This window comes from Alitibacter langaaensis DSM 22999, from assembly GCF_003096995.1.
GTDB classification, from domain to species: Bacteria; Pseudomonadota; Gammaproteobacteria; order Enterobacterales; family Pasteurellaceae; genus Exercitatus; species Exercitatus langaaensis.
The window spans coordinates 36,241-58,565 of record NZ_QENU01000004.1 but is presented as its reverse complement, the minus strand read 5'-3'; the positions used below and the strand labels follow the sequence as shown (position 1 = coordinate 58,565).

General features: G+C 37.8%; 17 protein-coding genes and 1 pseudogene. 6 read left to right on the top strand and 12 right to left on the bottom strand.

What is annotated here, in order from left to right; genetic code table 11:
• Positions 1–97: 97 nt before the first annotated feature.
• A complete protein-coding gene (locus C8D76_RS04255; protein ID WP_116631563.1) occupies positions 98–979 on the bottom strand; it encodes a LysR family transcriptional regulator in 882 nt (293 codons plus the stop codon).
• A gap of 248 nt (positions 980–1,227) precedes the next feature.
• Positions 1,228–3,276, bottom strand: a complete 2,049-nt coding sequence (locus C8D76_RS04250; RefSeq protein WP_116631562.1) for a BCCT family transporter — start codon at positions 3,274–3,276, stop codon at positions 1,228–1,230.
• A 481-nt stretch (positions 3,277–3,757) separates the two neighbouring features.
• Here C8D76_RS04250 and C8D76_RS04245 point away from each other — a divergent pair, with 481 nt between their 5' ends.
• Positions 3,758–4,849: an NADH-dependent flavin oxidoreductase gene (locus C8D76_RS04245; protein ID WP_243405815.1), complete on the top strand. Its 1,092-nt coding sequence runs from the start codon at positions 3,758–3,760 to the stop codon at positions 4,847–4,849.
• Positions 4,850–5,016: 167 nt separating this feature from the next.
• Here C8D76_RS04245 and C8D76_RS04240 read toward each other — a convergent pair whose 3' ends face one another.
• The 7 genes from C8D76_RS04240 to C8D76_RS10030 all read right to left on the bottom strand — a co-directional run bounded on the left by C8D76_RS04240 (position 5,017) and on the right by C8D76_RS10030 (position 14,054).
• Positions 5,017–5,982, bottom strand: coding sequence for a Gfo/Idh/MocA family protein (locus tag C8D76_RS04240; protein WP_116631561.1), 966 nt, complete (start codon positions 5,980–5,982; stop codon positions 5,017–5,019).
• Between the two features lie 344 nt (positions 5,983–6,326).
• On the bottom strand, positions 6,327–7,451 hold the full coding sequence (locus C8D76_RS04235; protein ID WP_116631560.1) for an IS1595 family transposase: 1,125 nt from the start codon (positions 7,449–7,451) through the stop codon (positions 6,327–6,329).
• Between the two features lie 277 nt (positions 7,452–7,728).
• Positions 7,729–8,148, bottom strand: a complete 420-nt coding sequence (locus tag C8D76_RS04230; protein WP_116631559.1) for a hypothetical protein — start codon at positions 8,146–8,148, stop codon at positions 7,729–7,731.
• A 707-nt stretch (positions 8,149–8,855) separates the two neighbouring features.
• A complete protein-coding gene (locus C8D76_RS04220; RefSeq protein ID WP_116631557.1) occupies positions 8,856–11,585 on the bottom strand; it encodes a DEAD/DEAH box helicase family protein in 2,730 nt (909 codons plus the stop codon).
• Complete coding sequence (locus C8D76_RS04215) at positions 11,585–13,369, bottom strand: site-specific DNA-methyltransferase (RefSeq protein ID WP_116631556.1); 1,785 nt, start codon at positions 13,367–13,369, stop codon at positions 11,585–11,587. Before C8D76_RS04215 ends, C8D76_RS04220 begins: the two co-directional genes overlap by 1 nt.
• Positions 13,269–13,757: a site-specific DNA-methyltransferase gene (locus tag C8D76_RS04210; RefSeq protein WP_116631555.1), complete on the bottom strand. Its 489-nt coding sequence runs from the start codon at positions 13,755–13,757 to the stop codon at positions 13,269–13,271. Before C8D76_RS04210 ends, C8D76_RS04215 begins: the two co-directional genes overlap by 101 nt.
• 12 nt (positions 13,758–13,769) lie before the next feature.
• Entirely contained in the window at positions 13,770–14,054 is a 285-nt protein-coding gene (locus tag C8D76_RS10030) for a helix-turn-helix domain-containing protein (RefSeq protein ID WP_279305826.1), read from the bottom strand.
• Between the two features lie 71 nt (positions 14,055–14,125).
• Between C8D76_RS10030 and C8D76_RS04200 the strand changes: the two genes are divergently transcribed.
• The gene (locus tag C8D76_RS04200) at positions 14,126–15,166 is read left to right on the top strand and encodes an IS1595 family transposase (RefSeq protein WP_116631553.1); all 1,041 of its coding nucleotides are present in this window, start codon (positions 14,126–14,128) and stop codon (positions 15,164–15,166) included.
• Positions 15,166–15,609, top strand: coding sequence for a DNA repair protein (locus tag C8D76_RS04195; RefSeq protein WP_116631552.1), 444 nt, complete (start codon positions 15,166–15,168; stop codon positions 15,607–15,609). Before C8D76_RS04200 ends, C8D76_RS04195 begins: the two co-directional genes overlap by 1 nt.
• Here the strand turns inward: C8D76_RS04195 and C8D76_RS04190 are convergent.
• Entirely contained in the window at positions 15,593–16,138 is a 546-nt protein-coding gene (locus C8D76_RS04190; protein WP_116631551.1) for a hypothetical protein, read from the bottom strand. The two genes, C8D76_RS04195 and C8D76_RS04190, sit on opposite strands and share 17 nt — an antisense overlap.
• Positions 16,139–16,362: 224 nt before the next feature.
• Positions 16,363–17,268 carry a LysR family transcriptional regulator gene (locus C8D76_RS04185; RefSeq protein ID WP_116631550.1) on the bottom strand — a complete coding sequence of 302 codons (906 nt, stop codon included), beginning with the start codon at positions 17,266–17,268 and terminating at the stop codon, positions 16,363–16,365.
• A gap of 159 nt (positions 17,269–17,427) precedes the next feature.
• On the opposite strand from C8D76_RS04185, the gene C8D76_RS04180 reads away from it, so the two are divergent.
• Together C8D76_RS04180 and C8D76_RS04175 are read left to right on the top strand one after the other, a co-directional pair.
• A complete protein-coding gene (locus C8D76_RS04180; protein WP_116631549.1) occupies positions 17,428–18,141 on the top strand; it encodes a pirin family protein in 714 nt (237 codons plus the stop codon).
• Between the two features lie 224 nt (positions 18,142–18,365).
• Positions 18,366–19,634, top strand: a pseudogene (locus C8D76_RS04175) (glucose/sorbosone family PQQ-dependent dehydrogenase); the annotation flags it as partial.
• Between the two features lie 380 nt (positions 19,635–20,014).
• Here C8D76_RS04175 and C8D76_RS04170 read toward each other — a convergent pair.
• Positions 20,015–20,911: a LysR family transcriptional regulator gene (locus C8D76_RS04170; RefSeq protein ID WP_116631637.1), complete on the bottom strand. Its 897-nt coding sequence runs from the start codon at positions 20,909–20,911 to the stop codon at positions 20,015–20,017.
• A 272-nt stretch (positions 20,912–21,183) separates the two neighbouring features.
• Between C8D76_RS04170 and C8D76_RS04165 the strand changes: the two genes are divergently transcribed.
• Positions 21,184–22,137 (top strand): carboxymuconolactone decarboxylase family protein, encoded by a 954-nt coding sequence (locus C8D76_RS04165; RefSeq protein WP_243405813.1) that lies wholly within the window; start codon positions 21,184–21,186, stop codon positions 22,135–22,137.
• The last annotated feature ends 188 nt before the right edge of the window (positions 22,138–22,325 follow it).

The following is a 22,325-nucleotide window of genomic DNA, read 5'->3' as shown; positions in this document are numbered from 1 at the left end:
TAAATACTCCTAAAATAATCAAAAAGATCAACGCGTTAAGTGCGGTCAAAATTCATTAAGTTTTTGCATAATTTAGCGTGGAAAACTGTTTTAGCAATTAGCCAGCTTTCAATTTTTCCTGCAATAGTTCAAGAAAGACTTGAGTTTTGCGGGGTAAAATGCGAGTTGCCGTGATCGCATAAATATTCATTTCAGCCGTATGCCATTGGGGCAAAATACGTTTAATCTGCCCTTTTTCAACGGCGTGTTGAGCCATAATTTCGGGCAGAATTGCAAGGCCTAACCCTTGGGCTGCCAGCGTTAATGACATTTCCATACTATTAGAATGATATTGCCCAAGCACCGAAATGCGTTGCTGTTCCTTGCCTTTCATCAGATGCCATTCATGGTTGAACTCGGTGTGAAAACGAATGCATTCATGCTTGGTTAAATCATTTAAGTTTTTCGGCTCGCCATATTGCTGTAAATAGCGTGCTGAGGCGTAAATCCCCCCCGAAAATGCACTCAAATGATGCGCTACTAAGGTGCTGTCTTGCGGGCGTTCATGACACAGCGCAATATCAAAATGTTCACCAACCTGTTCCACTTTGCGCGGCATAAGGTCAAATTCAAGTTGAATATGCGGATAACGCTCACTAAATTCAGCCAAAATAGGGGCGATAATATGTATCGCAAAATCAACAGGCACAAGCACTTTTAGCACGCCTTGCGGATTTGCAATCATCTCCGTGAGCTGAATATGCGCTAAATGCGCTTCTTCGATAATATTTATCGCTTTTTCATAATAAAGCTGACCCACTTCAGTGACTTCAACTTTGCGTGTCGTTCGGTTTAATAACTTTAGCCCAATCGCATCTTCTAATTTGTGTATCCGCACTGAAAGTGTGGATTTCGGGATGTCTAAGTTATCCGCCGCTTTCGTAAAGCTCCTCGCTTTTACGACTTCAACAAACAATGCCATATCATCTAAAAAATGCATATTATCCCTTTTTGTCAAAAAAGATTATTCATAATAATAAACAAATTGAGTTTAAAATGCCAGTTCATTCTTAATAAGGAATAAAAGTACGGTCGAAATTGCGCAAGTTTTTTAGATAAGCGAGATAAATCGCCAAGCAAATAGGAAAAAATCAGGCTCGTGTAATCAATACAACAAGCCTGATTTATGGGCGCAGACGGACATAGATGAACGCAAGCGCCTACTTATTTATGCCAATGCGCAAAGATTTATAACGCGCTTTCGTTTTTGGGTTCAACGCTGTCTGTCATATTTTCTACATCAGCCGTCATTAGCGTGTGGTTTTCGTCCATCGCCAAGTTCATAAAACGCTCATATTGTTTTAACACATCGGCAATCAGCTCGTCTTTGGTCATATATTGCACATCATAACCATTGCGACCATCGAAGAAATAGGTGATCGGTTCGTAGATCTTGCTTTCATCGATATTCGGCACATTGCTGTCTTCCACCACTAATTCAGATAATTCGCGTGATTGACATTCAATACCATATAAGAAGTTGCGCAGGTTTTCTTTCACCACTTCAAATTCGATTTTTGGATTTTTCCCGTCAATAAATCGCATTTGCGCAATTAAACCGTGTTCTTCAAATTCTTCGACTAATTCTTTAAACGCTGGACGGGCTGTTTTTAATAAGAATTGGCGAATATCTTTGTGGTTGGTTGGATTGACGATTTTTTCCAAACGTTCTTTCCAATTATCTCCACTCCAGTTACCACTGCCTTGCGTGAATTTTTTGTTAGAGTATTGGCTGTCAACCATTAAGCCTTTCCATAAACCGAAACAAAGCACGATCATAATTGCCATAAACGGTAAGGCGATAATTAAGGTCATAGTTTGTAACGAGGCTAAACCACCTGAATATAATAGTGATAAACCGAGTACAGCAAGCAATGCACCCCAAAGTATGCTTTGCCATTTCGGTGATTTTTCTGAGCCTTGTGAGGCGATATTATTTAACACAAAAATACCTGAGTCGGCAGATGTTATAAAGAAAATTGAAATAATCACTACCGCAGCGGTTGAGGTCAGCGTACTAAATGGTAATTGATCAAATAAACCAAATAATAAGGCTTCTGTGTTGCTGCTGATTGCCGTTAATGCACCGCCTGTTTGTTGATCGACCCAAATTGCTGAGCTACCAAAACTCGTCATCCATAAAATGTTAAAGAGTGATGGGATAAATAACACGCCTAAAATAAATTCGCGGATGGTACGCCCTTTAGAAATTCGCGCAATAAACAAGCCCACGAACGGCGCCCAAGAAGCCCACCATGCCCAATAAACGACAGTCCAACTGCTTAACCAGCCTTGTTTGTCTGCTTCATAAGCAAAGGTACGGAAACTAATCTCTAAAAGTGAACTAAAATAATAACCGAGGTTTTCTGTTAATTCAGAAAAGAGTAATAGAGTAGGGCCAGCTATAATAACAAAGAGTAATAATAAACCTGCGATTACAAGGTTGATTTCGCTCAGTATTTTTACACCTCTACCTACACCTGAAATCGCAGAGGCAACAGAAATAGTCATTGCGACAATGACGATAATCGCTAATACGCCAAAACTGCTACTATCTAATACACCAAGGAATTTAAAACCTGCGTTAACCTGCATCGCACCATAGCCTAAGGTAGTGGTTAAACCGAAGATTGTGCTACATAATGCGATAACATCAATTAAGTTGCCCCAAAAACCTGAAATGCGATTTTTTAATAAGGGATAAAAGCCTGAACGCACGGTAAGCGGTAATTTATAACGAAAACCAAAATAGGCTAATGCTAATGCAATAACAGCATAAATTGCCCAAGCGTGAATCCCCCAGTGATAAAAGCTGGTCATCAATGCATCTTTTATACGTTCCGATTCGTTTAGGTTTTCATGCACTGGGTTTAAATAATGCGAGAACGGCTCTGCAACCCCGAAGTACATCAACCCGATCCCCATACCAGCAGCAAAGAGCATTGCTATCCAAGACATAAAGGAATACTCGGGCTCATCGGTGTCTGCACCAAGGCGAATGCTACCTAGTGAACTGACACACAAAAACATCAGAAATAGGAAAAAAATTGCTCCAGCCAGAATGTAGAACCAACTGAAGTTCGTAAAGAGAACTTGTTTCACTGCATTTAAAGTGTTTTGCGCCTGATCAGGAAAAAACAAACAAAAAAACGCTATGAAAGCGACAAAAGCCACCGTAGGCACAAAAATCGGGGCTTTTAACGTGCTTGATGCACGAAGTTCTTGGATAAAACTCATCTTATGCTCCATTTTTTAGCTAAAATAAGACCGCACTTTCTTTTGTTTTCTAAAATTTAGAATGATGAAAGTACCGTGTAAAAAGAAATTTATTTATTGACACCCTACAAGACAGGGGATTTCTGAACATTATCCTATTAAGAAAAGGATAATATAAGATAGTGAGAATTCACTCGATTGAAATGTAGCATAACTACCAGACTGAATCGTTTTTTATGCTACGATATTGAAAATTTTTTGTCAAGCGACAAAGTTAAATTAGATTTATTTTAACTATTTGAGAACTATTAAAATGGGAGAGAAATTTTCTTGCACCTGTATTTAAAGTGCGGTCAATATTCTTCAAATTTTTAATTGAGAGAATTTTTTAAGAAAATATGCTGATATAAATGCTATACTTACAGGGTTAATTTAAAAAAGGAAAACTATTATGAATTCAAAATTTTTACCATTATTTCAAGACTATACTTGAAATAATGGTGTGAAGATTAAAAATCGTTTGGTAGTGGCACCAATGACTCATTTGGGCTCTAATGAAGATGGCACGTTAGGAGAGCAAGAACGCTGTTTTATTGGCAATCGAGCAAATGATATGGGAATGTTTATTCTTGCTGCAACGCTCGTGCAAGATGGGGGAAAAGCCTTTTACGGTCAACCTGAAGTCATTCATGCATCGCAATTGCCTTCATTAAAAGAAACGGCAAACATTATTAAGGCACAGGGAGCAAAAGCTATTTTGCAAATTCACCATGGTGGTAAGCAAGCAATTACAGAATTGCTTAATGGTAAAGATAAAATCTCGGCAAGTGCTGATGAAGCAACTGGTACTCGCGAAGCGACAGCGGCTGAAGTGCGGTCATTAATCGCTGCATTTGGTCATGCGACTGATTTGGCAATTCAAGCTGGCTTTGATGGTGTTGAAATTCATGGTGCAAATAACTATTTGATTCAGCAGTTCTATTCTGGTCATTCAAATCGTCGTACTGATGAATGGGGTGGATCACGTGAAAATCGTATGCGTTTTCCACTTGCCGTAGTTGATGCGGTGCTATCAGCAAAAGCAAAACATAATGCTAATGATTTTATTGTAGGCTATCGCTTTTCGCCTGAAGAACCTGAAGAATTAGGCATTACGATGGAAGATACTTTTGCACTTATTGATGCGCTAAAAGAAAAATCATTGCAATATCTTCATATTTCATTATGGGATTTTTATAAAAAAGCTCGTCGCGGTGCAGACACAAATGCACATCGTTTACAACTTGTGCATGAGCGTATTGGTGGAAAATTGCCACTAATCGGTGTGGGAAATCTTTATACGCCAGATGAAATTTTAGCAGCATTTAATACGGGTTGGGCTGAATTTATCGCATTAGGAAAAACTGTCATGGTGAATCCAGATATTGCGACACGTATTTTAAATGGTGAAGAGAATAACATTCAGCGCTCAGTGGATCCTGATCAAGCAGATCACTATGGATTTCCTGATTTATTATGGGACTCTACAATGAGCGGCACGCAGGCTTGGCTTCCACCGTTAAAAGGGCAAAAGTCTAATATTTTAGATATATAATCAAAAACTAAACCACCTTATTTAAGGTGGTTTTATTTTATAAATCATCGTTAGACAGGCAATTTCCACTATTTAACAATAGGCAATTTTGTGATTGATGAGATGAATAACTTTGAGATTATAATCAACAGCCAAAGCAACTGAAATCCAGACAATTAACCATTCATTTACACATCAAACCTTATCCCCGCTTGCATTCTTGCGCTTTCGAGCGTTTCACAGACAATTTCGCTAATATCGAGCATTTTTTCGGCAGTTTCGTGATCTTTTCCGTCAATAATGCGTACGAATTCTTTGAATTCGTAGAACATTCTATGGCGGTTTTCAAATTCATGTTGTTCGCTGTTGCCTTTGTTATCATTCACTTGATAGACGTTCATCACGTTGGCAGGCATTGGGATCGTGATGTTTCCTTTGGTGCCTTGAATGGAAAGCATCACGGGTGCTTGGCAGTCTTTTGCGCCAATACAAACGGCTTGGAAATGACCATAATTGAGCAACAAAACACCGCTGGTATCAATATTACGCTCAATGTTCGGCGCATAAATATAAGATTTTGGCTCGCCAAATAAGCCCACTGCAAAGTTGAGATTGTAAACATTAAGATCCATTAGCGCACCGCCAGCCTGTTTAGGATCGAACGCAGGGGCAATATCGCCATTTTTGAAACGATCATAGCGAGAAGAATATTGGCTATAATTTAAACTGACGATTTTGATGTCGCCTAAATGGGATAATTCTGTTTTAAGTTGTTGATAGGCAGGTAAATAATGGGTGGTGACTGCTTCGATAAGCATCACGCCCTGATTTTTAGCGAGCGTGCGTAAGCTTTGAAATTCTGCCATGGTGGGCGTGAATGGTTTTTCCATAATCACGTGTTTGCCTGCTTCCAATGCTTGTTTCGCAAACTGGAAATGCAAGTGATTCGGCAGACCAATATAAATAGTGTCAAACTCGCTAGCCAATAAATCTTCATAGCGTTCAAAGACGGTTGGAATATGAAATTGTGTTGCAATTTCCTTTGCTTTGGCTACATTTCGCCCCCAAATGCTGATGGCTTCCACCCCTGTTTTATTGAGCGTGTGCAATAAATCGTTCACGATCATGCCTGTGCCAACTAAACCAATTTTCATATTTCTGTCCTTAATAATGCAATTTATTGATATTGTACGCTGAACATTAAAATTTTAGAAGTGAGCAGGGAATACAAGAAAAGTGCGGTTAAATTTTTACAAGTTTTCGGTATTATGTAGCAGTTGCACAAAACCCAAAACGCAATCTTAACCGCAATAAAATTTACGATGCTCTTAACGTCAAAAACAGGGTTAAGAGCATTTCTTTGACCTAATTCTAGCCGATTTTCTCACTGATTACACAACATTTCCTTATTACAAGCGTAGCCAACCCGCTCCACCTTGTTTCAGGTAAGCTTTTCAAATGCATTTTGTTCTATTTAATGAAAAATGCCCGTGATGAACTACGCAGCAAGTAAACGTTCTTCGTAAGCCATACGTTCGTTTAATGCTTTAAAATAGCTTTGAGAAATTTCTTCAGGGCTAAATGCGGTCATGCCAATAAGCTCTTGCGTTCGATGATTTCCTTGCCAATAACCCACCCATTCCCTTAATGGCAACACCCATAAGCAACGTTTGAGAATATCACTAAACAGTTCGCCATTAGACTTTTGACGATTGTCTGACATAAACGCCGCTTGATTGGCATAATGTAGGGCGTATTTGTTATCGCATTTGTGATGTACACCACGATGTAAATCTCGAAAGCGGGCATTAAAGGATTCAGCGAGATTGTTATTGATGCCTTTTGCACTGTAACATAAATCGTGATTAACACTCCAACGTGAGTAATGAAAATCTAAGTCATAATACGCCCCATTTTCATCACACATAATATCGCTACCTTGTTTCACGAATTGGTGATTTAATGCCAAAATTGTTTTGGCATTTTCAGTATAGTCCATTGCCACGATGGTGCGATTTGAACCCCACAATGTTTCATCATTAGATGCCCGTTGATTTAGGCTGATAATGACACGTTTAGTTGGTCTCAATTTAGGATAATTTGTCTTTTTATCTCGTTGTTTATGTTGATTCTTTTTAAAATTTGCTTTGCGTAACTTATAGTTAATTAACGTCCCATCTTCGTGAATTTCACCTTGTAAGGGCGTTAAATCACGAGTTTTGAATAGGGCTTCACGCAATTTATGGCAGAGGACAAAAGCGGTCTTATAGTTCACATTCAAATGGCGACTCATTGTTATTGCCGAAATCCCTTTGACTTCATTCACAAAGAGCGAAATAGCTAACAGAATATCGACTAAGGGCAATTTATGAAAAGCAAATGCCGTGTTCGTCGTAATATAGAAATTTCGTTTGCAATGTTTACACGTCCAACGTTTGCGAGATTGAAGAAAATAAGCATGGTGGCGTATGCCGCAAAACGGGCAACAAACATCATTGATATCATCAGGATTACCCCAACGATGGGCTTTTAACATCTGAAAGGCTTGTTCGTCGGTTAAACGACAAATTTGTTTAATTGAAAGCAGTTTGGATTGGGATGAAAGTAAGTAATGTTGAGCCATAAAGTGTTCCTTGTTATCACAAGGGTTTCAAAGCAAATAACCGTATCGCAGACACTCAAAACCTCCCATTTAGATAACCTAAATTGGCTTAAACGTGTCGCATAATGCTTTGAATACCCAAGTAATATTGGCTCTTTAAAGTAACTTGCCATCAGTGGATAAAGTATTGGATAAGCTATTTTTAGCTTATATAAAATTTAAAGTGGTATTCATCTTGTCATGACAAAATATATTATTAGCTTTATCCATCCTAAATTATATTTTGTCTTAGATTACGCTAATGTTGCGTATCTTCTTTCATACATTCTATTTGAAAACGAGTTATAAGTGCGCTCTCTGGTGCTCCACAAAAAAATTTGCAATATTCGTTCGTGCTCTCAATAAGACTTTGGGCTTGATAAAGAGCGTATTCTTGAGAATAGGTGGGTATCTCTTTTACATCACAATGAAAAGGATTGTTCTCATAATAGCTCATCCATCTATCATATTCATCTTGTTTCCTTTGCGCTTCTTTCTTTGCACCTTCATTCCAGTCAAGTTCATCATCCTCAAATAAACTTAGATCAATAGCACCATTTAACGGTGCTTTACCATGAAGGATTCTTATTGCATCGTCACTATACTCATCATATTCATCATGCAAAAAGTAATAGATAGGATAACGTCTATTTATAAGATAAGTTAGTCTGTCTTTCATTGCTATTTCCTTAGTGTAGTTATTTAGTTAAAAATAAAAAATTAATTCAGAGTTATAGTGCTATACGAAAGAAACAATAAAGATGAAAATAAAAAAAGTCCCTTCATTAGCACTCTTGATTTAAAAACCTTTTTAGGCTTAAAAACAAAAGTCATAATGAAGGGACTATTCTCTGTGGCAAAAATGGTATTAATTATTAGGGGCTTTGTCAAGCGATATTTTCAATCTAAAATTCAAATATTTGTCAAGTTATTTTAACTAAATGTTGGAAATATTTTCTAACTTTCTGATATATAAATCTTATTTGAAAGGAAAATAGCGGAATATTGAAAAGTGTTATTGTTTTGTTTGCTTTTATTTTAAACAGCAAAATATCTTTAAGGGATGGCTTTTGGATTTGTCTGAAAGTAATGAGCAGTAAATCTTTCTTGTATGCACAAGGCACTCAAAGCTAAACGCCAGACATAAAAAATCGCCCACCTGAATTTTCAGGTCGGCTCAAAGCGTTTTGCCTTGAATACCGTACTGCCACAAGAAATGCGTGGATTTTAATAAATGAGTTACAAACCCAACATAGAGCCTTAATAAAAGGGTTCTATGCCTATATGGTTCGCTGTGTTTCTTTGAAAGAAGCTAGGCTAAATATAAATAAATGGTTCATTGGCAAATTGTAGATGTTCATCAATGATTAATGGCATTAATATAATTTATTCCACATAAATTCCATTAAATTTATCTATAAAATCAGAAGACTTCTCTGTGTAAAATGGTAAGCCAATTAGCCTATAATAAGGGGTATCTTTTTGGATAAGTTTATCTTTACCATACTCTGCCGTGATAGCTTGCAGAAAATTCTCTTTCCATTGGTCTTTTTCTGTTAAATGTGCACCTTTTGGTTCAATGAAAATTTGATAATGCAAACAAGCATTGATGTTGTTTAGCGTTGTTCTTGTCTTATCTTTGAGTAATAAAATAAAATCAGGCATAAAACCCTCACCATTATCAAAATTGCTTAATTTTAATACTTCTTCATTTCGTAATAGATGGAAATCGTATTTACTCTCCCAATTTCCCATTCTTTCTTTCACAAATTGAACTAGGCTCGCTTCCAAATCCGTGCCTGCAAAATTATCCACAGCATACCATTCAGGTTTTGCTACTTCAGTTTTAACTGTATCTTTACTGACCCATTTTTCTTTAGGTTGTCCAAAAATTTCCCACAAGGTCTTTGCTGTAAATTCTTTTGTGCCTATAAATGGCGTATCACTTTGTTTTAAATGCTGTTCTGCAGTATCTAGTGCTATCAAACAAGCCTTTAATTTTTCATATGGCGAGATGGTAAGATTGTTGTCCAATCCCAAAAACTCCACTTTCCAATCTTGCATCAAATCCGTTTGCAACTCTCGGCGACTTTTAATGTCTAGTTTTTCTTGCAAGCGGTCAAAATGGAACAACGAATTGCTATTTTTACCTTTAATATGAATAGCTTTATCAAAAATATGTTGTTCAATCTCGCCAATAGTTAAGGTTTTTGAGTGATTGTTTTCCATACCTAACTGATTCAGTTCATCAGTATTAAACTGTGTTTCTTGTAACAATCCATTACTGTGAACCGTAATGCTTAAAGGTTGATTTAATGCCCTTAAACTATCTGCATTATTGGCTTTGGCATTTGGATTCGGCACTTTTTTATTCGACCAAATTAATAGATTTTTAAAACTTTCGTTCTGTGCCAGTTCAGGCTTAATCGCAAAACGCACCTTAATTCTATCCGTATCTTCAGGGATATAGCCGTCTTTTCGCAATTCAGCTTTCAGTTCGGAAATATAGCGAGATTGCTCATCAAAGGTATAATAAAACAGCTCTTCCAAGATTTTTAGTTCGTGCTCTACGCCGTCAAACTTGCGTTTATTTGGCAATTTATCTTCAAAAACAAACGGGAAATATCGAACACCACGTCCGATTAGCTGCTTTTCTGATACCGTTGCGGCTGCTGTTTTACCTGTCTTTTTATTTGAACCACCTCCATTTTGTCCTTCATACAAACGAACAATATCAAACAAATTCAACACGTCCCAACCTTCCGTTAAACGTTCAACAGTAAAAATCGCTCGAATCGGATTATCCGCAGCTTCTAAATTATTTAAAAGTTTTTCTGTATCCACATCGGTTTTTTCGCTTTTACTTTTGTTAGTTTGCGAGTTAGTAATAATTACATTATGTGGTTGATAATTTTCCTTTACCCAATTCGCTAAATGCGACATCGTCAAATTATGCTCACGCATAAACAGCAAGACTTGCTCTGTACGAGTTTTACCTTGTTCGTTTTCTGTACCGCCATCATTTAAGTTTTGCGTTAATGTCGTTAAAAAATCAAAATCTTGACCATTTGCACTTTCCGTCCATTGCAAAAATGTTTGATAATCCGCCCAAGAATCATCAATGGTTTTACTACGAAATAGCATAACAGGCTTGAAATTGGCAATACCGTATTGAATCGCAATTTGATAGCGATACCAAGCAAATAATAAAGCATGAAAGACACGCTCTTTTTTTACCAATTTTGATGAAACAAGGTTAATTTGTTTGGTATAGCCTGCTTGTAAAAATTCTTTTAAAGTAAATTTAGCGATAATTTTGTCGGCATATTTTTTCGCTACGTCATCATTTTCAGGTAAAGTTGCAGTAAATTCTAGTAACACATTTTTGCTTGTATTACCGTTTTTATTGAGTAGCAACTCCAATACCATATGTTCCCAACCTCTACGTTCAATTTCTTCTGAACTTGCTTTGCCACTTAATTCCACTTCCCAATCTAGCGTGTTTTGTTTGCCTTTTTTGGTTTGAGCATTTAAGTGGTGTGCTTCATCACCTAACATTACGATATTAAGCTTATGCAAGTCTGCTAACGTGGTTTGGTTCTCACGCTCTATATGAATGTCATTATACAATTTTTGAATGGTGGTAAATTTAATTTCAATACCGTCTGAAAATTCGCTAAACGTTTCCACTTTTTTTATTGGAATGACTTTGTCGCCCTGCAAAATCTTTGGTGTAAACAAAAATTTGTGGTGCGATGAGTCCACAAAATTGTTTTCTGTTTTATCTACAATATTATTTTGATTCACAAAAAATAGAAAATGACGATAGCCTTTTTCATAGTAATATAGCATTAAGGCTGCCATCATCATCGTTTTACCTGCACCTGTTGCCATATGAAACAACAAATGCGTTGGCTTATTTTTTAAATCAGGGAAATCGTCTAGCTCTGAAGTGCGGTCAAAAATCAAAAAGTTTTCAAGAGCGGCTTTTTGCCAGTCAAAAAAATTAAATTTTAAGTTATTAGACACAAATTCAGGTATTTCCAATAATTCAGGTTTGTATTTTTTAACCGCTTTACGTTCGTTTTTAATCACATTAAATAAGGTCTTTTCCATTATTGCTCTCCGTAAAACTGCAGGGTTAAATTCTTGTCTTCGTCAGATAACACGTCATCAAATTGACTATCTTCCATATCGCTAACATTTACATAAAGTTGGTTTAAATCCAACATTTCTAACATCATCTGTTTTTGTTCATCAAGCGATAAGGCTTGAAACTCCGCTTCTTGCATAATGTCGGCAAATTCTTTGATGCTTAATGTATATTTTAAAAAATAGCGACTGCAAAGCTCGTTAAACAAGGTTTTTAAGCTGTCAAAATCTTCACAAGCTAAGATTAAATCTTTGGCTTTCTCGTTAAACGCTGCCAGTTCAAAATAAACAAACTCGCCACCTCCTTGCCAATTGGCTGCTTTAGAAATACCACTCTGTTCACCATCAATAACTTTTTTCAAACGTTCCACTGCAAGGGTTTCAATATAATCCATTTGCTCAATGCCGATATATTGGCGATTCATTTTGTGTGCTACAGCAGCGGTTGTCCCGCTACCAAGATGGAAGTCTAGGATGATGTCATTTTCATTTGTGGCTAGTTCAATAATGCGTTTTATTAATTGTTCTGGCTTTTTGCCATTGGTAAAATCAATATAGTCGCCTTCTTTATTTAAATTGTTGTATTGGATGTCTTCCCAAAGAGTATTTATTTTTTGAAGGTAGAAAAATTTTTTATTTTCAAAAAACAACATATCAGATAGGAACATAAACATATCTTTATTAAAACCATTATAAAAGACTTCTGTAACCTGACCTTTGTTCTTTCCTTTCTTTGGTGTATATTCAATACTGACTATACCATCTTTAATGTCTTTTAAATCTTCTATTATTTTTGTTCTAATACTAGATTGGGCGTTCGTTGTTCTATAAACCTTATTGGAAATGCTATTATAAACATCATTTTCAGATAAATTATTTTCAGCACAATATTTTGCTATTGATACACTTTTAGAGTTTGGATAATGATAATATTTAAAATCATCTTGTTCTTCTAATAAAAATTTTTCCCCTAGTTCAACTAATACTTGTGTATATTTCCAGCTTTTGCCTGTGCTTTTATAATCTTCTACATATTCACTAATTTCTGTTTTTTGAAATACAGGATTAAGTTGTAGTTTGAATTTATCTTTTGAAGATAAAAGTAAAAATTCGGTTGCATCTCTTAAACTTTTTCCTTCCGAACTTCCAGATACTCCCCCGATTTTAGTTTTTACTGTTACAATATTAATAAAATTTTCACGCCTAAAAACTTCATCCATCAAAACCTTTAAGTAAGCCTGCTCATTATCATCACATTGCACAAAAATCACGCCATCATCAGCCAACAATTCCCGTGCGATTTCTAGCCGATTTTTCATAAAAGTCAACCAAGTGGAATGGTTAAATTTATCGTTATATTTAAAGCTGTCGTTGCCTGTATTGTAGGGCGGATCAATATAAATCAATTTCACTCTCTCTTTAAACTTCGTAGCAAGAAGAGTATGCAAAGCCACTAAATTGTTGCCTTTAATAATTAGATTTTCAGCAAGTGTGCCGTCTGAATGGCGTTTAAGTGTACCAACAGGCTGTTTGCCGTTTTGATTATAGCGAGAGAAATTTGAAAGGGCTTTCGGATCGAGTAAGCGGTCGATTTCATCAAAAGCTAAAACTTGATTAAAGAAAATTTCTTGACGTTTGCGGGATTTTTTAGTGTACAATTGAGCTGAGCTGAGCTGAGCTGAGCTGAGCTGAGCTGAGCTGAGCTGAGCTGAGCTGAGCGTCCTTATTGCATTCAAAATAAGTCTCATCACCTTCTTCTGAACTCTGTCCACCGTTTAACACACAATCTTTAAACGGAAAATCCAACACTATATCAGTACTGTCTTTTAAGAAACGACTGCCATCTGTTAAACCTATACGGTTCTTGTATCGGGTGTATGAGTGGCTGATTTTGTTTTGTGACAAGAAAAATTGAAAATCAGCTTTCTTAAATACTAACGCCCCAGCGATCTCGGTAAAAAAATGGCGTTTTAAATCTGAGTTACTTAACAGTGCTGCCATTGTCTCTACATCGTGCTTTTCCAATTTATCTAGTAGTAAATTAAATGCTAATTCTGTTTTGTCATCATTAGCCCAAATACCGTTGCAAGAATGCAGAGCAGTTTTTAAAGTAGATAGAAGTTTATTTTGGCTCATAATAAAAATTCTCTAAAATTTTTCAGTTGAAATCGCCTTAAACGCTGTTTTCATTGTTTTTTGTACAAGATTAGGCATTAAGCGATAATGAGTGATTAGTTGATTTTCTTCGGCTGAAAATGATTCTTTTGATATACCTTTCAGTATTTCTCCTTCTCCCAAAATCAACCAATTTAGATCGACATTAAAAGTTTTGCTCATTTTAGAAAGAGCTTCTAAATTAGGTTCTCGCTCACTACGTACATAGTTGTACATTGAGCGATAAGGGATATCACAGCGTTCTGCAAAATCTTTGATTTGTAAAATTATTCATTTGGATAATTTTAATACATATTATCAGAAACATCTTTTTAGGTAAAACCATTTATATGGCACAACATTTTCTTCTTTCTAACAAAGCCCGCACGCTTTCGCCTATCAAGATAGCTACGCTATCTGATGATAAGGCGTTTTCATTGTTGTGCGAGCTAAGATGGGGAAGTGAAACAGTCGTGACCTGTCCGAAATGTGGTTGTCGTCATCAAGCCTATTTTATTGCCTCTCGCAAGCAGTGGCGTTGTAAAGTGAATAGTTGTCGGCATACCTTTTCGGTAACATCTGGCACAATCTTTGCAAATCACAAACTGCTTATCCAAACCTACTTATATGCCATCGCTTTATTTGTAAATGCAGTTAAAGGGGTTTCTGCGTTACAAATGGCACGGGATTTAAATATTGAGTATAAAAGTGCTTATGTATTGTTACATAAGATTCGTAAAGCCTTACTTGAGCAACGAGAATTTGCCACCTTTTCAGGCGAAGTCGATATAGATGGCACATATATTCACCCCGCACCTCGCAAAGCAAATAAGAAGATTGACCGTATAGATTACCGTTTAAAGGAAAATCAAAATCCCGAAAAACGTTGTATTTTAGTTGCTCGTGAGCATTATACCGCAGAAGAAAAAGCGAAAAATCCATTATATCGTGGGGCAAAAAGTACGCAGGTTGCTGTTACGTTCGGGGAAACACAATCGACAGTCAAACGCTTTGCGGACAAATTTGTTGAGCGAGGCACACGTATCAATACCGATGAAAGTCATGCGTATGATGTGCTTATGCCATTTTACGATTTATGCACGGTAAATCACAAAGAAGAATACAGTAGTGATTTAGGGGTAACAAACAATCAGGCGGAAAGTTATTTTGCCCGATTCAAACGGATGTACTACGGACAAATGCATAAGATGAGCAACGCCTATTTGCTCAACTATGCAAATGAAGTGGCTTACCGTGAAGATAATCGTCGGGTATCAAATGGTTCACAGTTCCGTGACATTTTAGAAAAGTGCCTTACCACACACAATGAAACCGAATGGAACCATTATTGGCAACGTGAAACTGCATATCAAGAGGTGATTTTTCACTAATGGCAAAACAAGTGTATTTAAACCAAATTGAGAAAAAACTGACCGAGTTACAACGAGAACGAAAACAAGTATTACAACACTTAATTTTGGTGGATGAAAAGATTGCAACACTTCATCAAGCCATTGACATTATGCAAGCCAAATCCCGTTTAGAGGAACATAATACAAAATTATACTCTTATCGTACGCATAAACCTCGTTTTAAGCTCAAACTGCGGACAACCTTGCTCAGCATACTAAAAGCCGAGCCGAATCGTTATTTTGGTGTCACTGAACTCACCTTTCTGCTATTAAAAGCCGATAACCAACCTGAATCGGCTTTCACGGAAGGGCATACTGTATCGGTACGAGGCGCATTAAAGCATTGGTTAGATAAAGGCATGGTAGAGCGAGAGCAACGCACAACAATTCATGTCCGTTGGAAGTTTAAGCGTCCATCGTAACTTTATATGCCCCCATATTGATTAACCAACGAGACTCGTTTGTTTTCTTCCAATCATCTTCCACAAGTTGATTTAATACCGATTCTGGCACATCGTCATCCCCTTCACGAAAAACTAATCCCCGTTGATGTAATTTGCGTAAAGCATAGTATAAACGGGTGTGAAAGCTATGATGCGGAAAATCAAGCCTTACTTTTACCCCATCCTTTTCTAACATCTTATCTAAGATGAAATCTATTGTCAGCCACCGTGTTTGATTTTCCCTTAACACTTCCCCTAATAACTGCATATAATTACGTTTGAAAGGGTACATAATGTTATCATACAAAATATCAACAGTAGGACTTTCTAAGCCAAACAAGTTTTGTTTTGATTCTAGGTAAACAATGGTCTGTTTTAGGGCGTAGATTATCTTCTTGTTTTCAGATAATTGGGCTTTAAGCTCTACATTTTGACGATTAAGGGCTTCTATCTCATCACTGAGATAGTCATAACAAATGGCTCTGCGTTTTTCTTTTGCTTTACTCATAAAAAAATCCTGATAAAGTAGAATGGTTTATCAGGATTTTAATTTATCAAGCGGACGAAATCTTTGTGCAACTGCTACATAATACCGCAAGTTTTTCGGTATTGCGGTAGCAAATACACAAAGCCTTAAAATTAACCGAAACCACTTTTTCCATTAAAACCATTGAAAGCGATTTACACCACGAATAATGGAATCTCTATTCTCTTAATGGACTAAATGATTTTCTAAACTTCTTCCCCTTTTAATTTAGCTCTCAAAAATTCCATCAACAATTTAACCCTTTGCGGTCGGTTTCTGTGGGGCGGGGTTAAGGCGTACAATCCGAGTGATGAGGTTTCCCAGTCATCAAGTGCTGTGGTTAAAGTGCCGTTTTGCAATTCGTTATGCACCATAAATTCAGGTTGTAATGCGATGCCGATCCCGGCAAGCAGTGTGGGAGTAAAAGCTTCGGCATTATTAGCTAACATAATGGGGACTATGGGTTGGATATATTCGCCTTGTTCGGGGTGGGTAAATTTCCAATTTAAGTGGTTTTTAGCGTTGCTATATGATAAGGCTTTGTGGTGAACAAGTTCTCGTGGGTGTTCAGGTTTGCCATAACGTTCAAAATAAGAGGGCGAACCGACTAATAAAATGGGTACATCGCATAATTTTCTAGCTATGAGGCTTGAGCTTTTGGGGTCGGTAATGCGTAAAGCAAAATCATAACGACTGTTGATTAGGTCTTCCTCTTCATCACTTAAATTCATTTCTAAATGAATTTCGGGATAGCGCTGCATAAATTCGGGGAGTAATGGGGCGATTTGGAGCAAGCCAAAAGACATTGGAACAGTGAAGCGGATGTTGCCTCGGTGGTGGTTAGCTTGTTCGCCAATTTCAATTTCAAGCAACTCGCCCGTTTGTAATAGCTTTTCTGCCAAGCCAATCGCTGCCATTCCGCTGTCGGTTAAGGTCATTTTGCGTGAAGTGCGGTGAAATAAGGTAATTTTCATTCGCTCTTCTAAACGAGTGATTGCCTTGGATACGGTCGCTTGCGACAGCATTAATTCTCGGGCGGTTTGTGAAAACGAGCCAGTTTCAACAATTTTGGCGAAAATCGCCCAGGCTTCTAAATCGGGTAATCCACTCATATTAATCTCTTATCATCGTTATTTTGGAATAAATAATATTCCATATTTTCTATTTTTTATCAAATAACTTTTCACTATACTGCACCCATACCGAATAGAGAGAACGAAAAAGCATTTTCTGCTTCATTCTATTCATTAACAAATTTTGGAGATACAAAAATGATCGAACGTCGCCCTTTTTCACAATTAGGTGCTGCTAATCACGGTTGGTTAGATGCAAAACACCATTTCTCATTTGCTGGTTATTACGATCGCAACCGTATGCACTGGGGGAATTTACGAGTATGGAATGATGACACTATCGCCGCCCAAGCAGGTTTTGATACTCACCCACACAAAGAAATGGAAATCGTAACCTATGTTCGCCAAGGTGCAATCACTCACCGAGATAGTTTAGGGAACCAAGGGCGAACAGTGGTTGGCGATGTGCAAGTGATGTCTGCAGGGTCAGGAATTTACCACTCAGAATATAATCTTGAAGACGAAGCAACGAAAATTTTCCAAATTTGGATTTTGCCAACCCACGCCAATGCCGCGGACAAACCGTCTTGGGGAACAAAACCTTTTCCGAAAGATGAACGCTCAAACAAATTCGTTATCTTAGCGAGTGGTTTTGCCAACGATGCAGCAGAAAATGCATTACCAATCCGCACGGATGCTCGTGTTGTTGGTGCAACAATTAAAGCTAGTGAATGCGTGGAATATCATTTTGATAACGCCGACCATTACGGTTACCTTGTGCCAGCTAAAGGCACAGTAGAAATCAACGGCATTCGCATTGAAAAAGGCGATGGAGCAGCAATTCACGGCGAAAGCAGTGTGCGTGTAACGGCGGTTGAAGATGCGGAATTAGTGTTGGTAGAAACAGTTTAAAAATATGATAGGCGGAAATTTCTGTCTATATTACAATGGGGTAGTTTTATCATTGTTATGAATGGTAAAACACCCATAACTAGCTGGAAAATAGCTAGAAAATCCCTTAATTTTTTAAAAAAGGAAAGACAATGAAAAAATCATTAATCGCATTAGGCTTATTAGCATTTACGGCTGCAGCGAATGCACAAACAGAATAAAGCGTTCAACTTGAACCCCAGTTCTCAAGCAAAGTATTAACCACTAACTTAAATGCGCCTTGGGAAATGTTGTGGGGGCCAGATAATTTTTTATGGGTTACTGAACGCCAAGGAAAAAGTATTGATCGTATTAATCCAGAAACGGGTGAAAAACATACGCTAATTACATTGGACAACGTGTTCATCGGCCCACAACACGAAGGTTTGTTAGGGCTTGCATTAGCACCAGACTTTTTAAAACCAAATAGCAAAAACTATGTTTATGCGGCGTATACCTATAAAGATGGGGAAAAAGAGTTGGCAAAAATCGTTCGTTTTGAATATGACGAACAAGCACAAAAATTAGGCAAAGAAACCGCAATTTTAGACCGCTTGCCTGCCTCAAATGACCATAATGCAGGGCGTTTAATTTTCGGCCCAGATGAAAAACTGTACTACACCATTGGTGATATGGGGCATAACCAAGGTAAAAATTTATATAAAGAAAACGAAGCGCAACGCACCCCAACGAAGGCGGAAATTGCTAAAGGCGATTTCTCTGCCTATGTTGGTTCATCATTGCGTTTAAATGCCGACGGTTCTATTCCTGCGGATAACCCTGTTATCAACGGGGTGAAAAGCCATTTATTTACTTATGGGCACCGTAATCCACAAGGGTTAGTGTTTGTTGGCAATACTTTGTATTCAAGCGAGCAAGGTCCATCAAGTGATGACGAAGTGAATATTTTAAAAGCGGGTAAAAACTACGGTTGGCCACACGTTGCAGGTTATCAAGATAACCAAGCTTACGAGTATGTCAATTATTCAACATCAAAAGTGCGTCCAAAAGAAGGTATGCCAACTGACGTGAAAGGCGAAAAAGAAACCGATTGGCACCATAAAGATTTTGAAGCACCAGTAAAATCATTCTATACCGTTAGCAAAAATTATTCTTTCAGTGATGCAACTTGCGGTGAAATGGCTTATATCTGCTGGCCAACCATTGCCCCAGGTAGCGTAACCTACTATCCAAAAGAAGGTTCGCTCAAAACGTGGGATAACTCATTAGTGGTGACATCATTGAAAAATGGCCAACTTTACGTTTTACCATTAAATGCTGATGGCACGAATATTCGTGGTGATGTAAAAACTTACTTCCACTCAAATAACCGTTATCGTAAAGCTGTAATTAACCCAGATACGAAAAAAATCTATGTGGCAACTGATGTGGCGGGTAATGTAATGGGGCTTGATGGTAAAGTTACCGATCAATTAGCCAACCCAGGTTCAATCTTAGTATTTGAAGTAAAATAACGGCTTAATTATTTAGAGCATAGGAGATAAGTGCGGTAGTATTTATCTCCTTTTTTAATAACAATATCTAAAAAATGCGATGAAAAAGCATTATTAGCATTACGCTACGGTAGTCATCAATGACGGCAACGGACGTTATTACGAACCAGCCAAAGAGCGTAATTTTAGTGGTGAGATAAATCTGAAAGCAGAGAATATTTGCAACAATATGCGAATTTAAAATCCATATTTCCATAAATGAAAAGTTTAATGGGCTTATTTTCGATAAAAGTGCGGTCAAAAAAACAGGATTTTTTTATCTTAACCTAAAGCCTGAAATGCTCAGAATGTTACCTTTGAAATAAAAAAGACCGCCTAGTTTAAAGACGGTCTATATTGTTTTAAGCTTGGGGCTCGGTAAGAAAGTCAATCACAGCGCGTATTCGCCCTGCTTTTTGGTTATGCTGCATATAATAGAGATAAAGCGTGCCGAAGGTTTTCCAATGTTTTTCTAGCACGGGTGAAAATTCGGATTTATCTTCATAGCTGGCGATTAATGGCTCAAAATGATGCCCAATGCCAACCCCTTGTTTTATCGCAGATTTGACAACCGATAAACTGTTCGCCATCATTGGCATTTTCATATCCACTGAAATTTCTTCGCCGTCTTTGAGTAAGGTTAATGGGAAAATGCGATTAGAGGTGGTAAAACGAAAGCCAATTAAACGATGTTGTTGCAGATCTTCAATTTTTTTAGGCAGCCCGAATTTTGCTTGATAAGCCTTAGACGCATATATTCCCAAACGGAGCGGCGCGGTGAGTTTTTTGGCGACCATATTTTCTTCGACTTTATCACCAAAGCGGATCCCCAAATCAAACCGCTCTTTTAAAATATCGACAATGCCGTCATTAATCGAAATTTCTAATTGAATATCGGGAAAACGTTCGGAAAATTCGCCTAAGCGGGGCTCGATTAACAACCAATATGCCACTTGGGGAACGGTAATTCTGACGATGCCTTTGGGCGTGTTGCTGAGATCTTGCACCGTTTCTACGGCAACGGCTAAGGATTGCAATGCATCACGAGTGGATTCCGCCAAACGATAACCCGCTTCGGTTAATTCCATTTTCCGCGTCGTGCGGTTGAATAGCGGCAAGCCCACGTGCTGTTCCAAGAGCTTGAGGGATTGGCTAATTGAAGGCGATGCCATTTGTAATTTACGCGCCGCTCCTGCGATAGAGCCTTCAGCGACAATTGTATGAAATATAGTCAAATAGCCATAAATTGAACTGTGCATAGTATTTTTCTCATCAAATTTATTAATTTTTATATGCGTTATCATATACTGATTGTTTGATTCTACCTAATAGAGAATTCGTTTTTTCGTTATTATCATCACATAAACAAGGTTCTATAATATATAATTGTTTCTACTTATATGGTTAGCGAACAAATGACACCGCTAACCAAAACCCTTCAAATTTTGACCGCACTTTTTGCCTTGCCAGAGACGTTTTTGCCACTGACACAAAACCTGCAACACAACAGACAGCACAAGGAGCAATGCAAATGAATCTTTCCACTCGACAATATTCACTTGCCAAAATTGGCGCTTTAACCGCTAAAGGCGATATCGAAAACTTAAAAATTGCCACCGATCAGGCGTTAGATAACGGATTAACCGTGAATGAAATTAAAGATGTGATGGTGCAACTTTATGCTTATACGGGCTTTCCGCGCAGTTTAAATGCGTTAAATGCGTTGATGGAAACCGTGAACGAGCGACAAGAAAAAGGCGTAAAAACAGAAATTGGACGAGAACCGACCGCACTTGCAGCCGATACTGATATTCTTCAACAAGGCACGCAAACACAAACCGATTTAGTCGGACAAACTGTGAATTTAACCGCGCTTTCGCCCGATATCGATCGCTATTTAAAAGCGCATTTATTTGGCGATATTTTTGCTAGCGATTTATTAACATGGCAAGAACGCGAAATCGTGACTGTGGCAGCCCTTAGCCAGCTTGCAGGCGCAGAAAGCCAACTTAATGCGCATATTGGCATTAGTAAGCATAATGGCGTGACGGATGCGCAAATTGCTGAAATTAAAGCCATACTTCCGCCAACATTGAGCCAATTCCCGCTTGGTCAATCAAATGATGCTTATGCTCAATATTTTACAGGCAAAAGCTATCTTGCCCCAATTTCGACCGAGCAAGTGAAAATCTATAACGTGACGTTTGAACCCACCGTTCGCAACAATTGGCATATTCATCATGCAAGCAAAGGCGGCGGTCAGCTGCTTATTGTGACAGCAGGACGAGGCTATTATCAAGAATGGGGCAAACCTGCACAAGCACTCAAAGCAGGCGATGTAGTGAACATTCCAGCCAACGTAAAACATTGGCACGGCGCCGCTAAAGACAGCTGGTTTCAACATTTAGCCGTAGAAGTGGACGGAGAAAATACCAGTAACGAATGGTTAGAAGCAGTTTCAGACGAAGAATATAACAAATTGTAATCTTTCTCTTGTTTTATGTGTTAGAGCAGAAAATTAGCCACAATTGAGCTTTCTCAGCAAAATAGAGAGAAATAGCTGACCTAAATATAAAAAGATTATTCGGATTTGCTTAATAATTAATTCGGATTTATGTCATTGTTATGCGTAAATGACAAGTGTAAGCTTATGGTCATTAGCTACAAAACAAA

Excerpts from the sequence above, each read along its gene's own strand:
- C8D76_RS04200 (WP_116631553.1), top strand. The coding sequence starts at position 14,126 with ATGGCACAACATTTTCTTCTTTCTAACAAAGCCCGCACGCTTTCGCCT.
- C8D76_RS04255 (WP_116631563.1), bottom strand. The coding sequence starts at position 979 with ATGCATTTTTTAGATGATATGGCATTGTTTGTTGAAGTCGTAAAAGCG.
- C8D76_RS04185 (WP_116631550.1), bottom strand. The coding sequence starts at position 17,268 with ATGAGTGGATTACCCGATTTAGAAGCCTGGGCGATTTTCGCCAAAATT.
- C8D76_RS04170 (WP_116631637.1), bottom strand. The coding sequence starts at position 20,911 with ATGCACAGTTCAATTTATGGCTATTTGACTATATTTCATACAATTGTC.
- C8D76_RS04240 (WP_116631561.1), bottom strand. The coding sequence starts at position 5,982 with ATGAAAATTGGTTTAGTTGGCACAGGCATGATCGTGAACGATTTATTG.
- C8D76_RS04215 (WP_116631556.1), bottom strand. The coding sequence starts at position 13,369 with ATGAGACTTATTTTGAATGCAATAAGGACGCTCAGCTCAGCTCAGCTC.
- C8D76_RS04250 (WP_116631562.1), bottom strand. The coding sequence starts at position 3,276 with ATGAGTTTTATCCAAGAACTTCGTGCATCAAGCACGTTAAAAGCCCCG.
- C8D76_RS04195 (WP_116631552.1), top strand. The coding sequence starts at position 15,166 with ATGGCAAAACAAGTGTATTTAAACCAAATTGAGAAAAAACTGACCGAG.
- C8D76_RS04190 (WP_116631551.1), bottom strand. The coding sequence starts at position 16,138 with ATGAGTAAAGCAAAAGAAAAACGCAGAGCCATTTGTTATGACTATCTC.
- C8D76_RS04230 (WP_116631559.1), bottom strand. The coding sequence starts at position 8,148 with ATGAAAGACAGACTAACTTATCTTATAAATAGACGTTATCCTATCTAT.
- C8D76_RS04180 (WP_116631549.1), top strand. The coding sequence starts at position 17,428 with ATGATCGAACGTCGCCCTTTTTCACAATTAGGTGCTGCTAATCACGGT.
- C8D76_RS04220 (WP_116631557.1), bottom strand. The coding sequence starts at position 11,585 with ATGGAAAAGACCTTATTTAATGTGATTAAAAACGAACGTAAAGCGGTT.
- C8D76_RS04210 (WP_116631555.1), bottom strand. The coding sequence starts at position 13,757 with ATGAGCCAAAATAAACTTCTATCTACTTTAAAAACTGCTCTGCATTCT.
- C8D76_RS04235 (WP_116631560.1), bottom strand. The coding sequence starts at position 7,451 with ATGGCTCAACATTACTTACTTTCATCCCAATCCAAACTGCTTTCAATT.
- C8D76_RS04165 (WP_243405813.1), top strand. The coding sequence starts at position 21,184 with ATGAATCTTTCCACTCGACAATATTCACTTGCCAAAATTGGCGCTTTA.